Raw genomic sequence first — 15,245 nt, 5'->3', positions numbered from 1 at the left:
CTCGAAACAGGCGTCTCGATGTCGTCCTCGGTTAGATTCCGGACATGCCAGTGATCGCGGTGCTCGCGCTCGACGCAATCCCCGGGCATCAGCTCACCGCCCCCGGACTGGTCTTCGGCACCGCCGCCCGGCATCACCCACCGGTCGCCTACGACCTGCGGATCTGTACCGCCCCGGGCTTCACGGCGACCGGTGAACCCGGGTCCTTTCGAGTGGAGGCGCCCTGGGACCCGGCCGTTCTGGAAGAGGCCGACACGGTCCTGATCCCGGGGCACGCCGCCTTTCGCGACGAACCCGCGCCGGAGATCGTAGCCGCGCTTCGGGGCGTGGCCGCGCGCGGCGGCCGGATCGGCGCGGTCGGCACCGGGACGTTCACCCTCGCGGCCACCGGCCTCCTGGACGGCCGGCGCGCCGCCACCGCCCGGCGGTACACCCGGGAACTGGCCCGGCGTCACCCCCGGATCGAGGTCGACGCCGAGGGCGAGGTGGTCGCCGACGGCGGTTTCCACTCCGCCGCCGGGGTGCTCGGCGGCGTCGACCTGTACCTCGACCTGATCACGCTCGACTACGGCCCGGGTGTGGCCATCGAGACCGAGCGGCAACTGTTCCTGCAACTGCACGCCCCCGCCGAGGACATCGACGCCGACGGCCCGGACGACGCCGCGCACAGCGCGTACACCCCACCCGGCAGCAGCCTCGAACCGACCACCGCGTGGCTGGCGGCCAACCTGCACCACCCGATCGCGCTCGCCGACATCGCCGGCCGCGCGGGGCTGGGCGTGCGCAGCCTCACCCGGCGATTTCGCGCCGAGACCGGGCTCTCCCCGCTCCAATACCTGCTCCGCATCCGGATCCAGCGCGCCCAGTGGCTGCTGGAGCGCACCGAGGACCCGGTCGAACGCATCGCGGCGCAGACCGGCCTGGGCACCCCCGCGAATCTGCGCGCCCACTTCCTGCGCGCGACCGGCACCACGCCGAGCGTCTACCGCGCGGCCTTCCGCTCCCTCGTCGCCGACTTCACCCCCTCGCAGCAGTCGCACCGCCCGAACCGAAACCCGGAGTGAGCCGACGAATCGCGATTGCCGCCCCCCACCCGGGAAGACACGGCCCCACCGGCGCCTTTCCCCTGAGGGACCCCCGCCCCGACGACGCGGGGACGCCCACGAGGCACGGCGACGAGACGAGAGGACCGACCACATGCACGCGCAGCAGGTCACCGCACGACTGGGGCGCATCGGCGTCTGGGAGCGCTACGGCACCTACGCGGCCGACCCGGACCCGGCAGCCGCCGCGGCCGAACTGGCCGAACTCGGCTTCACCGCCGCCTGGTTCGGCGGTGCCCCCGCCGACGGCCTGTTCGGGCTCGCCGAGCAACTGCTCGCCGGCTCCGACCGGCTCGGCGTCGCGTCCGGGATCCTCAACGTCCGCGTCTTCCCCGCCGCCGAGACCGCCGCCCGCGTGGCCGCCCTGGAGCGGGCCCATCCCGGCCGCTTCGTCCTCGGACTGGGCGTGAGCCACGTCGAGTTCGCCGAGCGGCTCGGCGTCGAGTACACCCCGCCGCCGGCCACCATGACCACCTACCTGGACGCCCTGGACGCCGCCGGCGACTCGGGGGTGCCGCGCGTGCTGGCCGCGCTCGGCCCGCGCATGGTGCGCCTGGCGCGCGATCGTGCGCACGGCGCGCACCCCTACTTCACCACGCCCGCGCACACCCGCGAGGCCCGCGCGGCACTGGGTGAGGGGGTGCTCCTGGCCCCCCATCAGAAGGTGGTCCTGTCGGGCGACCCGGATGTCGCCCGCGCGGTGATCCGCAAGGAGGCGGCGCTGTACCTCGGGCTCGACAACTACGTCCGCAACCTGCGTCGGCTCGGCTTCACCGACGCCGACCTGGCCGACGGCGGCAGCGACCGGCTGATCGACACCCTGGTCGTATGGGGCGACGAGGAGGCCATCGCGGCCCGGGTCCGCGAACACTTCGACGCGGGCGCGGACCACGTGAGCATCCAGGTCCTGCCGACCGAACCGGGTCACACCGGCCTGCCGCACGCGGAGTGGGCCCGGCTCGGGCCGGCCCTGCGCGACCTGTAGCGGGCCGCCGGCCGCCGTCGAGGCCGCGCGGCAGGTGTACGACCGGGAGCGGACGGGGCAGGAGTAGCAGACGAGCGGGACGACGCGGACGACACGGATGACGCAGAGCACACCGGCGACACACAGTCGCCTCATCGGTGGAACGAGTGGAGCGAGGGTTCGATGAACAGCGCGGAGCTACTGGTCGACGCGTTCGGCCGAGTGCAGGAGGTCGTGCACCAGGCGGTCGCCGATCTGACGCCCGACCAACTGGCCGAGCGACTGGACGACGACGCGAACTCGATCGCGTGGCTGATCTGGCATCTGGCCCGGGTCCAGGACGACCACGTCGCCGACGTCGCGGGCCTGGAGCAGGTGTGGACCGCGCAGGACTGGCACAAACGCTTCGAACTGCCTTTCCCGGTCCGGGCGATCGGCTACGGACAGGACACGAAGGCGGTGGCCGCGGTGCGGGTGGACTCGGCGGACCTGCTCACCGGCTACTACGACGCGGTACACGAGCAGACCATCGGGTACGTCCGCGACCTGACGCCCGCCGACCTGGATCGGGTCGTGGACGAGGCGTGGACGCCGGCGGTCACCCTGGGCGTACGGCTGGTCAGCGTGATCGGCGACGACCTCCAGCACGCGGGGCAGGCGGCGTTCATCCGGGGCATCCTGCTGCGTCGTTAGGACTGCCCTCCCCGCCCTCGCACTCCGCCCCTCCCACGGAGGAAAGGACGCCGTCCCCATGGCCCCCGATCCCGTTTCGCCCTCCCCGTCGGCACACGGCGCACGTTCTCCCGCCGCCGCGTTGTTCGACGCCATCGGGGCGGGCTACGAGAGCGCGTTCGCCGATCTGCCCGAACAACTGGCCGCACTGGACTGGCTGATCGCCGAACTCCCGCCCGGCTCGAAGGTGCTGGACATCGGATCCGGTACGGGCCGGCCGACCGCCGAGCGGCTGACCGCGGCCGGCCACCGGGTGACCGGGATCGACGTCTCGGCGACCATGGTCGAACTGGCCCGGGCCCGGGTCCCGGGCGCCGTCTTCGAACAGGTCGACGCCCGCGACCTGGTCGACGACGACGCGGCCTGGGGCGCGGTCTGCGCGTTCTTCCCGTTCCTGCAACTGCCGCGCGCCGACCTGGACCATCAACTCGAACGCCTGGGTGCCCGGCTCGTGCCCGGCGGGCTGCTCGCGTTCGCGACGGTGCCGGCCGAGGCGGACGGCGTGGAGATCGACTGGCTGGGCCACCGGGCCCGGGTGACCAGCCACGCGCGGGAGGAACTGCTCGTGCGTCTGCGTGCCGCCGGTCTGGAGATCCTGCACCAGCGGGTCAGCGTGTTCCATCCCCACCACCCCGCCGCCGGGCCGGAGGAACAGCTCTTCGTACACGCGCGCAAGTCCGCCGCGGGCTGAGCCGCCGCGGGCTGAGCGGTCGCGGGCCGAGCCGTCGCGGCCGGGGCGCCGGCCGGCCGCCGGCGGTCGGTCGGTACCGTTGACCCGCAGCGGAATGCCGCACTCATCCGGCTCCGCGCGCCTTGTCCGTCCGCCTCGCCTCGTTCGGGATCCTGTGATGACGATGACCGAACGTGCGGAGCCGAGCGACGACGGGCGGCCCGACGGAGCCGCCGCCGCGCGGTCCGGCCGCCTCGCGCCGCCGGAGTGGCTGGCCCTGACCCTGCGCGCCACCCCGGGCCCGATGCCGAAGGCCGCCGCGGTGCGCGCCGCGATCGGCATCGGCGCGCCGCTCGCGGTGGGTGTGCTCGTCGACGACACCGCCTCCGGCGCGCTCGTGGCCATCGGCGCGCTGGGCGCGGTCTTCGGGGACACCGCCGACGCCTACCGGCTGCGCGTCCTCAACATCGCCGTCCCGCAGATCGTCGGCGCGATCGGACTCGCGCTCGGCAGCGCGCAGTTCGGCCACGGCTGGTCCGCCGTCGCGATGCTCACCGTGCTCGCGCTGGTCGCCGGGATGGTCAGCACGATCGGCGCGGTGGCCTCGGCGTCCGGCCTGAACCTGCTGCTGATGGCGGTGATCGGGGCCGGTCTGCCGATGCCCTCGCCGTGGTGGCGCGCGCCGATGTTGACGCTGGCCGGAGCCGGGCTGGTGCTGCTGATGGCGCTGCTCGCCTGGCCCGCGCGCTCGCGCATCCCCGAACGGGACGCGGTCGCCGACGCGTACGACGCGACCGCGAACCTGCTGGCGGCGGCCGGCACCGAGGAGTGGGAGCCGGCCCGGGCCGAGGTGACGCTGACCCTCAACCACGCGTACGACCTGCTGCTCGGCCGGCGGGCGGTTGCACCGGGCCGCAGTCGTGGCATGTCGCGGCTGGTCGCGCTGCTGAACGCGGTCGGCCCGCTGGTCGAGTCGGGCACCGCGACACACGCCGAGGAGCGCCCCGTGGCCGAGGTCGACGTGGCCACTGTGCGCGAGATCGCGGCGGCGGTGCGCGGCGGTACGGTTCCCGTCGGCTCGGCCGACCGCTCGGGCGTGTGCGCTCCGGCCGATCGTGCGGTGGCCGCCGCGATCACCCATGTCCGGGAGACGTTGTCCGGCGCCTACCGGGTGCCCGATCGGGTCGGCCGTCCGGGTGCGCTGCCCGAGCGGGTGGCGGCCGGCGCGCGTGCTCTGCTGGTGTCGGCGGAGTCGTGGCGGTACGGGTTGCGGCTGATGTTGTGCATCGGGGTGGCCCAAGCGCTGGTGTCCGTGGTGGACGTACCGCGCTCGTACTGGGTGCCGCTGACCGTCACCTTCGTCCTCAAACCGGATTTCGGCTCGGTGTTCTCCCGGGCCCTGCTGCGCGGGCTGGGTACGGCGGCCGGGCTGGTGGTGGCGGGCGTGATCCTGGAGTTCGTGCCGCGCGGGGGATGGGAGGTGCCGGTCGTTCTCGTGCTCGCGGCGGCGCTGCCGATACTCTCCCGGCGCGGCTACGGCTATCAGACCGCGGTGATCACGCCGCTGATCCTGATCCTGTCCGATCTGCTGGGGCACCAGGGCGTCGGGCTGCTCGCGCCGCGCCTGGTGGACAGCCTGATCGGCTGCGCGATCGTGCTGGTCGTGGGCTATGCGCTGTGGCCGGAGAGCTGGCACACCCGGGTCGGCGCGCGGTTGGCCACCGCGATCGAGGACACCGCGCGCTACATCGAGTGCGCGTTCGATGAGAACGCCGACCAGGCCGCCCGGGCCCGGACCCGGCGGCGGATCTATCGCGATCTGTCCGACGTGCGGACCGAGTTCCAGCGCGCGCTCGGCGAACCGCCGCCGGCGGGTGCCCGGGCGGCGGCCTGGTGGCCGCTGATCGTGGCGGTGGAGCGGGTGATCGACACGGGTACGGCTGCGGCGGTGCACACCGCGCACGGCGCGCCGCCGCCCTCGCCGGAGGCGGCGGCGCACATCGCCGCCGAACTACGGGCGTTGGCGGCGTCGATGCGCTCCGAGGGCCTGGGCGCGGTGGGGGCGATTCCGGCGGCGGCGGTGGAGGAGCCGCGGGACGTGTTCTCCGACGTGCGCAGGGAGGTGCGTTCGGTGCGCTCGACACTGGACGGCCCGTCGGAGGCATCGGAGCAGCCGAAGAAACCTTGACAGTCGGCGCCGATACGAGCGTCAACCAAGGGTTGACCAATCATGCTGGTCAACCTACGGTTGACGCATGGAGAATCCCACGCGCATGACCAACCCGGTCCGGCTCGACGATCTCATCGAAACCATCAAGCAGACCCACTCCGACATCCTGGAACAACTGTCCGGCGCGGTGATCGTGTCCGATCACCTCGGCGAGGTGGCCGACCACCTCATCGGCCACTTCGTGGACCAGGCCCGCCGCTCCGGCGCGTCCTGGAAGGACATCGGCGCCAGCATGGGTGTGACCAAGCAGGCGGCGCAGAAGCGCTTCGTCCCCAAGGCCGCCGGCGAGTCCGAGCTCGATCCGCGGCAGGGCTTCGGCCGGTTCACCGCCCGAGCCCGCAACCTGGTGGTGGTGGCGCAGAACGAGGCGCACGCGGCGGGCAACGTCGAGATCGGTCCGGTACACCTGATCCTCGGCCTGATCGCCGACCCCGCCTCGCTTGCCGCCGCGGCCGTGGTCGCCCAGGGGGTCACGCTGGACGCGCTCCGGGAGGCGGCCCGCGCCGAACTGCCGCCGACCGCCGAGACGGTGCCCGACCTCGTCCCCTACGACGCGGCGGCGCGCAAGGTCCTGGAACTCACCCTGCGCGAGGCGCTGCGCTTGGGCCACAACTACGTCGGCACCGAGCATGTCCTGCTCGCCCTCCTGGAGTTCGAGGGCGACTCGGATGGCCTTCTCGGCGGCCTGGGCATCGACAAGACGGCCGTCGACGCGTATCTGGCCGAGGCACTGGCGGCCATCGCGGGCGCAGCCGACGGATCGCAGGACTGAGCCCGCACCGCGATCGGTGGTGTCGTCCACACCACGGCCGCCCGAGCGGCGTCGTCGCTGGCCCACCGCCGGGGACGACGCCGCTTCGGTGTTCCCGTCCGACTCGCCCGGCACCGTCGTTTCCGGCGTCATCCTCGCGTCGATCCCTGGACACGGCCCGCCTCACCGTGGTGACCGGGCGTTTGCGCGGTCGACGTAACCCCCGACGCGGGGGCGTGTGATGTTCGCGAAACCGCCGCTCTCCAGCGTCCCGGACATGGGGCTCGGGCGGCGGTGACCGCACCCACGCCGCGCGGTGACCGGGCGCACCCGACGAACCGCGGCCGGCTGTGTACGAAGGGCGCCATCAGCGCCGAACTGCGCACCGCCCCGGACCGGTTGACCACCGCACTGGTCCACGCCGAGCGCGACGCCGCGCCGACGCCGACCGGGGTGGACGCGGCGCTCACCACGACCGCCCGGCGGGCGCGAGATCCTGGACGCGCACGGCCCGGACGCGCCGGCCTCGACGCGGGTCGCATGGCCAAGGACGTCGACCGCGCGCTGCGCGAGATCGTGGTCGCCCACGGTGGGCGGACCGAGGACGAAGCGGACGCGTACGTACGGCAGATGGTGGGGGAGCGGCGCTATGTGCGGGACGTGTACTGAGCAGTGAGCAGTGCGCGCCGGCGACGCGGGCTCAGACCCGTTCCAGGGCGCGATGCGGCGGCGCGGGCACCTCGACCCGAATGGGATCGCCGGGTCGGATCTCGCCGCCGACGCGGACCACGCCCATGATGCCCGCCTTGCGCACCAGGTTGCCCGCTTCGTCCCGACCGACGACCTCCTTGAGCAGGCCGGCGCGGAACGTGTTGATCTGCTGACACGGGTTGCGCAGTCCGGTCACCTCGACCACCGCCTCGGTTCCCAGGTGCAGCAGCGTGCCGGTGGGCAGACCGAGCAGGTCGATCCCGCGCGTGGTCACGTTCTCGCCCAACTCCCCCGGAGCGACGGTGAATCCGGCGGCGGCCAGCTCCTGGTACAACTCGGCGTGGATGAGGTGTACCTGGCGCAGATTGGGCTGCGTGGGGTCGACCGCGACCCGCGATCGGTGTTGCACGGTGAAGCCGAGGTGGGCGTCGCCCTCCACGCCGAGGCCGGCGAGGAGGCGGATGGTCTCGACATTCCCTTTGCGAAACGTGTGTTCGCCGCTCCGCGACACCGCCACCACACCGCCGAGCACGTCCATGGCGCCTCCTCGGTTTCCATAGGATACTCACTACGATCCGACGACACAGTACGACAACGCCCGCCCGCACCGCACGGGAGCCGGCCTATCGGCGACGTCCCCACGCCGAGATCAGCGGCGCCAGGGCCAGGTCGAGCCGGCCGGCGGCGATGGTGGCCAGGTGGCGGTCGATCTCCTCGTCGCTCGCCAGGCCCTGTTCGACCAGGTGGTGCCGGACCTGCCGCACCGTGGCCGCCTCCAGTACGGCACACGCCGGCGAGGTGATCGGGAAGTACGCGTCGGCCCGCACGTCCTCCAGCCCCGCCGCGCGCAGCAGACGCGGCAGGGTCCGGCCGTAGGCCAGGTCGGCGCCGCGCGCCGCCATCAGGGCTCGGACGTCGGACCGGAGTCGGTTGGCGAGCCGCTGCTCCGGCCCCGACTCGTCCGGGCACGCCAACGGCTGCAACATCGGGTCGGCGTCCTCGACAAGCAGGACGCCGCCGGGCCGCAGCCCCCCGACCATCCGACGCAGCGCCTCGGCGCGGTCGGCGACGTGGATCAGGACCAGCCGGGCGTGCACCAGGTCGAAGCCACCGGCCGGCGGCGGATCGACCGCGACATCGTGCGTGAACACCTCGATCACACCGCCGGCGACGTCCCGCGCCCAGGACACGTCGATGTCGGTGGCGACCACGGCCCCCGTCGGCCCGACCCGCTCGGCCAGCCCCAACGGCACCGAGGTCCCGCCGGCGCCCACCTCCCAACACCGCATCCCGACCCCGACCCCGAGCCGATCCACGTGCCCGAACGTCACCGGGTCGAACAACTCCGCAAGCGCCCCGAACCGGACCCCGGCCTCGGCCTGCCGGTTGTCCAACAGATAGCCCTGCCCCCCACCGACTTCACCCATCCCCCAATCCTGCCCCCCAACAGCTCCACCCACCCACCTCACCCGACCCCATCGACCCGCCCCGCCCCGTGCCCGCCCGCAGCGCTGCGCCCGCTTCCCGCGCTGCGCGACACCGGGCTCCGGCGCACTCCCGCGCACGGGCGTCGCCCCGCTCTGGTAGGCAAGTCCCCACACCCCGGGCCACGCCGCCTCAAAGGAGCCGCTCCGCCATGGACACGTACGCAAAAGCGAACACCTTCGGCGGCCTGCCCGTCGCTCGCCTGAACGACATCCCGAACCCGAAAGCCACGTGGCTCGAGAACGCTCGCGCAGGCGGCCCCCAGCCGCTGCCGGCCGCGGACAAGGCTGCGTGGTCGCTGCGGATCCCGCCATACCGGGCGGCCGAGACCTTCCCCGAGCACTTCGCGCGCTTCGTCGCCACGGTCGACACGACACAAGTGAGCGCGCTGATCATCGGCTGCTGGGGGGAGAGCGACGACACCTCCGGCATCGCCGTCGACGAACTGGTCGCCCACGCCGACCGGTTGCCCGCACTGCGCCACCTGTTCCTCGGCGACATCCGCAGCGAGGAGAACGAGATCTCCTGGATCCAGCAGAGCAACGTCACGCCGCTGCTGCGGGTGTTCCCCGACCTGGAGACCCTGATCATCAAGGGCGGTTCGATGCTCATCCTCGACCCCGTCGAGCACGCGGCGCTGCGGACCCTGGAGTTCCAGAGCGGCGGCCTCCCGGACGACGTGGTGCGCGCCGTCGGCGCATCGGTGTTCCCCGCCCTGGAGTCCCTCGAACTGTGGCTCGGCGTCGAGGAGTACGGCGGCGACGCCACCGTAGACGACCTGGCCGGCATCCTCGACGGCCGCGGCCTGCCCGCGCTCACGACACTCGGCCTGATGAACAGCGAGATCCAGGACGAGATCTGCGCGGCCGTCGCCTCGGCCCCGATCGTCTCCCCCCTGCGGACGCTCGACCTGTCCATGGGCACACTGGGTGACGAGGGCGCCGAGGCACTGCTCACCGGACAGCCGCTGACCCACCTCGAACGACTCATCGTGAGCCACCACTTCATGACCAAGCGGATGCGCGACCGACTGGCGGAGGCCCTGCCCGGCATCGTCCTCGGCCTCGACGACGTCGAGGAGGAGGACAACCCGGACGGAGCCGAGGTATGGCGATACGTCGAGGTGTCCGAGTAACGGGGGTGGTGCCCACTCCCCATGACGTCCCCGTGCGAGGAGTGCGCGGAGACGACTGTGCCCCGCGGGCGCACTGCGGTGCGAGGGGCGCGTACCCGGCGTCGGCCTCGGCGGTGGGCTGTGCTCGTGCGCTCAGCGTGGACGTGGCCACCCTGACCTCGCAGCCCCACCTTCACGAGCTGCGTCAGGATCGCCTCGACGCCTTGATCCATCCGATTCGAGAGGCGCTGGATCTGTACGACATCGGGGCGGATGAAGGCACCGTCCCGCGTGATCTCGCCGCCTTGGAGGCGCATGCCGAGGAGCTGTGTCGGCTTGTGCGCGGGTGATCTCCGCGCCGTGGGGCTGGAGTTGCCGGGTCTGATCGCGGAGCTGACCGCGACGGTTCACGAGGTGTCGACCGATGGCCGAGAGCGCGGATACGCCGTACTGGCCGGCGCCTTCAGGACGGCCTACGACGTGACGACCAAACTCGGGTATCACGACCTCTGCGGTGTCGCCCTGGACCGCATGGAGTGGGCCGCGAAGCGTGCGTCGGATCCGGTGCTGGTCGCGATCCGTCAGTACCTGCGGGCGCTGGCCTACCTGCGGTCGGGCCGCTACGAGCGGGGCTCGCGGCTGCACGTGTCGGGGCGTCGGGTACTGGAACAAGCCGACCAGGACGCCGTAGAGACGATCGCGGTGTCGGGTCGGATCCATGCGCTGGTCCGCCAATACCCGGCGGATGGCGCGGTCGCCCCGGTGTGGCTGCGGATGTTGCCGATCGGGTCTCGGGTCGAGCACCTGCCGGCGCGGGTCCTGGTGGGCACCGCGGCCGAGGTCCACGACTGGTTCACCGAGTGCCGGGCCCTCCTGGTCGAGGACGGGTGGCGGATCGGCGGGCCGGTGCGGGCCGACGTCGAGGTGGTCGACCCGAGCCGCCTCGTCTCCTGACCTCCCGCCCGCCGATGCGGCGGTGCGTCTCGCCAAGCGCGACGCGGGTCGGAGTGTCCCTGGCGGGGTTCGGCGAGGTCGGCCGGGAGGTGATGCGTAAGTCGTCCTCCGTCGCACGATCGTTCTCACGGAACTCGGCTCCGGTCGGCCGCCCGCGTCGCCGAGCGTCGTCACCCGCCGGCAACGGGCTTACCGCGCAACGGAGTTGGTGCCGGGTGTCGATCGGGAGAGCAGGCGACGCGGTCTCATCCGATGCGATGTGATCTGTGTCACCCAGGAAGTTCATGTTGATGTCGCCGCATTTGGTGGCGGCCTCGCTCGGAGTCGCGGATGCCGCCGGGCGCCGAGCGCGAGGCCGCGTCGATTCGGTGGATCGCGGCGTCGCGCGATAGGCATGGACCCCGCCCGCCGCGCCCCGTTCGGCGACGGTCGTGGGCGGGCAAGCCGCGGGACCCGGTCCCGATGATGCGTTCGTGGAGGATTCCTGATGCGCGCCCGTGCCCCTCGTGACTTCGACCAACTGCCTTACGCCCACCGGCTCGTGGCGTTCGACGGCGAACTCGACCGGGAAGGCGACCACGAGTTCGCACACTTCGACGGAGGCGTGTTCACGGACGTGGAGGGCGGCGGTACCGCGTTCACCTCGTCGGCCTTCTCCTCGGTGAGCTTCGACGGCGGCCGTTTCCGCCGCGCCCGGTTCGACGACGTGTGGCTGCACGCCGCCCGCATCGTCGGCACCGACCTCGCGGAAACGACGTGGATGGACGCCGAGTTCACCGCGTGCGTCCTGGCCGGCCTCGAGGTGTTCGGCGCCGGGCTGCGCCGCGTGGTCTTCCACAACTGCAAGTTCGACTCGGTCAACCTGCGCGGGGCCAAGCTGCGCGAGGTCTCCTTCGTGGACTGCCTGCTGCGCGACGTGGACTTCGCCGGCGCGACGCTGACCGATCTGCGCTTCCCCGGCTCGACCCTGGAGCGGGTCCGCCTGGACAATGCCGTGTTGACCAGGGTCGACCTGCGCGAGGCCGGCGCGCTCGGCTTCGCCTCCGGCGTCGACGCATTGCGCGGCGCGACCGTCGACAGCGCCCAACTCCTCGACCTGGCCCCGGCGCTCGCCCAGGTCCTGGGCCTGATCGTCAAGGACCGGTAGGCGCACACGGGGAGTTGGCCGGCCGGCCCGTCGCCGCCCCGATTTCCGCGCCGAGAGGAACAGGCGCGAGGTTCGCGGATCGCAGCGCAACCACCCGGGCACACTGGGTGAGTAGGCCGTTCCATTCCCGAAGCGTGAGGTCGTGCGCAACCATGGCTCAGCCCGCATCCCCCACCCCGTCAACCTCGAACGCATCACCACCTTCGGCCGCGGCGGCGTCGGCGGCCCGCTGGCCGGCCATACTGGTCAGCGGCGCCGGCATCCTGATGACCCTCGACGTGACGATCGTCAATGTCGCGCTGCCCGACATCGCCGACGATCTCGGCGCCCGGCTCGGTGGCCTGCAGTGGGTGGTCAGCGCCTACACGCTCGCCTTCGCCGCGCTGCTGCTCGCGGCCGGTTCGGTCTCCGACCGGATCGGCCGGCGGCGGGTGTTCGGCGCGGGCGTGGCCCTGTTCACCGTCGCCTCGGCGGCCTGCGCGTTCGCGCCGAACGTGGGCACGCTGATCATCTTCCGCGGCATCCAGGGCGTGGGCGCGGCGATGGTGATGGCCACCTCGTTGGCGCTGCTCGCGTCCGCCTACTCCGGGCGCACCCGCCAGACCGCGATCGGCGTCTACTCCGGCCTCAGCGGTGCCGCCGCCGCGCTCGGGCCGCTGGTGGGCGGGGCACTGGTGGACGGGCTCGGTTGGCGGTGGATCTTCCTGATCAACCTCCCCGTGGGTGTCCTGGTCGTGGTCGGCACCTGGCTGAAGCTGCCCGACGACACCACCGACACGGCCGGGCGCGGGCGACTCGACCTGGCCGGCGTACTGCTCGCGATCGGCGGCCTGTTCGCGCTCAACTACGCGGTGATCAAGGGCCCGGAGGAGGGGTGGACCGCGACGATCGTGCTGACCACGCTGATCGTCGGGACGTTACTGATCGTCGCCTTCGTGGTGGTCGAGGTGGTCCGGCCGTCGATCGCGCTGCTCGATGTCCGGCTGTTCCGGATCCCGTCGTTCACCGGGGCGATCCTGGCCAGTCTGTTCGGCCGGATCACCTCGTTCGGGCTGTTGCCGTTCCTGATCCTGTGGTTGCAGGGCATGCTCGGCAACTCGCCGTTCCGGACCGGCGTCAAGATGCTGGTGCTGACCGTGCCGCTCCTGCTGATCGCACCGCTGAGCGGGCTGGTACAGCGGGTGCTGACGCCGGGTCAGGCGATCGGGGTGGGCTTCGCGGTGGCCGGGGTCGGGTCTTTGACCATGGCCCGGGTGGACGCGGACAGTTCGTGGACGGTCATGTTGCCGGGCTTCATTCTGCTCGGCATCGCGGGTGGATTGAGCTTCCCGCCGCTGATGGGCGTGGCGGTGGGCGTGGTACCGGCCGAGCGGGCCGGGATGGCCTCCGGCGCCACCAACATGTTCTTCCCGCTGGGCACTTCGATCGGCGTGGCCGCCGGCGGCGCGCTGCTGACCGCGCGGATCGCCGACGACCTGGGCGACGACGTACTCACCGGCGGCGGTGTGCCCCCGGGCGCGGCCGACCGGGTTCGCGACGGGGTCGCCTCCGGCCGGTTCGCCCCGCTGAAGGACCACCCGGCGGCGCTCGCCGACGCCCGGGGCGCCTTCACCTCCGGCCTGGCCCAGATATGCCTGCTGATGGCCGTCATCGGCTTCGTGGCGGCGATCCTGTGCACGGTGCTCATCCGCGAATCCGACCGCCACGAGGCCCCGCCGCCGGCGGCGGGCTGAACACGTTCGCGACCCCCGACGATCCCGGACGGGCTCGCGTACGCCGATCGCCCGGACGCGCTCGCGTGGGGCGCGGGATTTCGGGTGACGATGATTATCGTTGGCGGGCCCGGGCGGGCCCGGGCGGGCGGCGAGCGGCGCGACCTGTGAGGATGTCCGCTGGTGTCGCGCCCGACCGCGGGTCCTGTCGCGCCGGGGCAGTTGTGCCGATGCGTCGAGGGACGCGGCGGAGGCGGATGTCGCCGGGTGCGGCACGGGCGGGGGAAGTGGCGGTGGGCGAGATGCAGGGGGCGGACCGGATGGGTGCGAGGGAGGAGTCGGCCGGGGGATCCGGAGGACTGATGCGACCGCGGGGACTCGTCGATCTGCGCGGGCAGGAGCACGGGCCCGCCGTGCTCGGGTATCCCGCCGGCGCCGTCGTGGTGGTCTCCGGGCTGCCGGGGAGCGGTAAGAGCACGCTGCTGAACCGCTGGTCCGGATCGGCCGTCGTGGTCGACCCGCGTACGGCGCACGTCGAGTATCAGGACCGGATGCCCTCGTGGTTGCCGTACGCGGTGTATCGCCCGTGGGTGCGGCTGCAACACGTCAGGCGGCTGCGCGCACACGTGCGGAGCGGGAGGCCGGTCCTCGTGCACGACTGCGGCAGCCGATCGTGGATGCGTCGGTGGTTGGCCAGGTCCGCCGAACGGCAACGACGCGAACTGCACCTGGTCCTGCTCGCGGTGGACGCCGCCGACGCGCTGGCCGGGCAGGAGAAGCGCGGACGCTGGGTGCCCGGCCGGGTCTTCGACCGGCATCGGCGCGGCCTGACCCGGTTGTTGCTGGCGCTGTCCGCACAGGGCGCAGCGGTCGTCCCCGAGGCCGCCTCCGTCGTACTGCTCGACCGCACCCTGCGCGAACACGTGGTCGCCCTGGAATTCGGCCCGGACCGCGTGGCCGATCCCCGTCCAAAGACCCCCGAGCGGCCTCCGGTCCCGCCCACCGCGCCCCCCGCCCACGTCGTCGCCACCCGACCCCGACGCGACCCGAGGGCCCCCGAACCCGCGTCATAGCGGCCGGGGCGGGGCGCGTCGCCGCACCAGCGGCGACCCCGTGCGCCGCGCCCCGATCCGAGCCGCCCCGTCGGCTCGCGTGTCCCCGATGCCGCGCCGGCCGCCGAGTCCCCTGTGCCCGGCGGACGAGCGCCACTCATCGGAAGCATGATTCACCGCGCCAACAGGTGCAGCCCACGGTGCATGTCGTGGGCCGGTTCGAGCACGGCGAGCGTGGTGAGCGCCACCGCTCCCGCCCGCTCGGCCCGGCGCATCCTGGCCTCGGCCCGCCGCTCCCGCCACGCCGTGCGCCGCAGCGCCGCGCGGTCCGCGTCCGCCAGGATCTCCCGCTCGCGCGCCTTGAACATCTCGTACTCGATCATGACCGTCTCCCGTTACCCCCGACCCGGCCTCCCCGGTTCGTGGTAACAGCTTCGCGGCCCAGGTGGGCCCCGGACATCGGGCGGATGCCCCATCCCCACACGCCGGACAAACCCCGAGACCCCTAAGGCGTCCTAGGGATCCCCACCCGCCGCCCCGGAACCAACCGGGCAACCGGCCCCGCGCCCTAAGACGCCGCCCGGCTGTACACCGAGTCCTTCGACAAGAACATGGTCGAC

The 15,245-nt window shown here is 72.8% G+C and carries 16 protein-coding genes; 13 read left to right on the top strand and 3 right to left on the bottom strand.

Annotation, left to right across the window (positions count from 1 at the left end):
• Positions 1-44 precede the first annotated feature (44 nt).
• From ACH4XV_RS24110 to ACH4XV_RS24080, 7 genes are all read left to right on the top strand, one after another.
• Positions 45-1,064, top strand: coding sequence for a GlxA family transcriptional regulator (locus ACH4XV_RS24110; RefSeq protein WP_395793061.1), 1,020 nt, complete (start codon positions 45-47; stop codon positions 1,062-1,064).
• Between the two features lie 133 nt (positions 1,065-1,197).
• Positions 1,198-2,088 (top strand): TIGR03620 family F420-dependent LLM class oxidoreductase, encoded by an 891-nt coding sequence (locus tag ACH4XV_RS24105; protein WP_395793059.1) that lies wholly within the window; start codon positions 1,198-1,200, stop codon positions 2,086-2,088.
• A gap of 162 nt (positions 2,089-2,250) precedes the next feature.
• Positions 2,251-2,760, top strand: a complete 510-nt coding sequence (locus ACH4XV_RS24100) for a DinB family protein (RefSeq protein WP_395793057.1) — start codon at positions 2,251-2,253, stop codon at positions 2,758-2,760.
• A gap of 58 nt (positions 2,761-2,818) precedes the next feature.
• A complete protein-coding gene (locus ACH4XV_RS24095; protein ID WP_395793055.1) occupies positions 2,819-3,490 on the top strand; it encodes a class I SAM-dependent DNA methyltransferase in 672 nt (223 codons plus the stop codon).
• Between the two features lie 157 nt (positions 3,491-3,647).
• Positions 3,648-5,657, top strand: a complete 2,010-nt coding sequence (locus ACH4XV_RS24090; protein WP_395793053.1) for an FUSC family protein — start codon at positions 3,648-3,650, stop codon at positions 5,655-5,657.
• Between the two features lie 67 nt (positions 5,658-5,724).
• Positions 5,725-6,471: a Clp protease N-terminal domain-containing protein gene (locus tag ACH4XV_RS24085; protein WP_395793051.1), complete on the top strand. Its 747-nt coding sequence runs from the start codon at positions 5,725-5,727 to the stop codon at positions 6,469-6,471.
• A gap of 273 nt (positions 6,472-6,744) precedes the next feature.
• Positions 6,745-7,119 carry a hypothetical protein gene (locus ACH4XV_RS24080; RefSeq protein WP_395793779.1) on the top strand — a complete coding sequence of 125 codons (375 nt, stop codon included), beginning with the start codon at positions 6,745-6,747 and terminating at the stop codon, positions 7,117-7,119.
• Between the two features lie 31 nt (positions 7,120-7,150).
• Here ACH4XV_RS24080 and ACH4XV_RS24075 read toward each other — a convergent pair whose 3' ends face one another.
• Together ACH4XV_RS24075 and ACH4XV_RS24070 are read right to left on the bottom strand one after the other, a co-directional pair.
• Positions 7,151-7,699: an MOSC domain-containing protein gene (locus ACH4XV_RS24075; RefSeq protein ID WP_395793049.1), complete on the bottom strand. Its 549-nt coding sequence runs from the start codon at positions 7,697-7,699 to the stop codon at positions 7,151-7,153.
• 85 nt (positions 7,700-7,784) lie between these two features.
• Positions 7,785-8,588 (bottom strand): methyltransferase domain-containing protein, encoded by an 804-nt coding sequence (locus tag ACH4XV_RS24070; protein WP_395793047.1) that lies wholly within the window; start codon positions 8,586-8,588, stop codon positions 7,785-7,787.
• A gap of 209 nt (positions 8,589-8,797) precedes the next feature.
• Here ACH4XV_RS24070 and ACH4XV_RS24065 point away from each other — a divergent pair, with 209 nt between their 5' ends.
• From ACH4XV_RS24065 to ACH4XV_RS24040, 6 genes are all read left to right on the top strand, one after another.
• The gene (locus tag ACH4XV_RS24065) at positions 8,798-9,781 is read left to right on the top strand and encodes an STM4015 family protein (RefSeq protein WP_395793045.1); all 984 of its coding nucleotides are present in this window, start codon (positions 8,798-8,800) and stop codon (positions 9,779-9,781) included.
• A gap of 143 nt (positions 9,782-9,924) precedes the next feature.
• Positions 9,925-10,110 (top strand): hypothetical protein, encoded by a 186-nt coding sequence (locus tag ACH4XV_RS24060; protein WP_395793043.1) that lies wholly within the window; start codon positions 9,925-9,927, stop codon positions 10,108-10,110.
• Entirely contained in the window at positions 10,097-10,714 is a 618-nt protein-coding gene (locus ACH4XV_RS24055; protein WP_395793041.1) for a hypothetical protein, read from the top strand. Before ACH4XV_RS24060 ends, ACH4XV_RS24055 begins: the two co-directional genes overlap by 14 nt.
• A gap of 487 nt (positions 10,715-11,201) precedes the next feature.
• Positions 11,202-11,861, top strand: a complete 660-nt coding sequence (locus ACH4XV_RS24050) for a pentapeptide repeat-containing protein (RefSeq protein WP_395793039.1) — start codon at positions 11,202-11,204, stop codon at positions 11,859-11,861.
• A gap of 152 nt (positions 11,862-12,013) precedes the next feature.
• Positions 12,014-13,594 carry an MFS transporter gene (locus tag ACH4XV_RS24045; protein ID WP_395793037.1) on the top strand — a complete coding sequence of 527 codons (1,581 nt, stop codon included), beginning with the start codon at positions 12,014-12,016 and terminating at the stop codon, positions 13,592-13,594.
• A gap of 341 nt (positions 13,595-13,935) precedes the next feature.
• The gene (locus ACH4XV_RS24040; RefSeq protein ID WP_395793035.1) at positions 13,936-14,646 is read left to right on the top strand and encodes an AAA family ATPase; all 711 of its coding nucleotides are present in this window, start codon (positions 13,936-13,938) and stop codon (positions 14,644-14,646) included.
• Positions 14,647-14,798: 152 nt separating this feature from the next.
• Here ACH4XV_RS24040 and ACH4XV_RS24035 read toward each other — a convergent pair whose 3' ends face one another.
• A complete protein-coding gene (locus ACH4XV_RS24035) occupies positions 14,799-15,008 on the bottom strand; it encodes a hypothetical protein (RefSeq protein ID WP_395793033.1) in 210 nt (69 codons plus the stop codon).
• Between the last annotated feature and the right edge of the window lie 237 nt (positions 15,009-15,245).

The organism is Embleya sp. NPDC020630 (genome assembly GCF_044334985.1).
In the GTDB taxonomy this organism is placed as follows: domain Bacteria; phylum Actinomycetota; class Actinomycetes; order Streptomycetales; family Streptomycetaceae; genus Embleya.
Note: the sequence above shows the minus strand (reverse complement) of the source record. Positions and strands in the feature narration are given on the sequence as shown.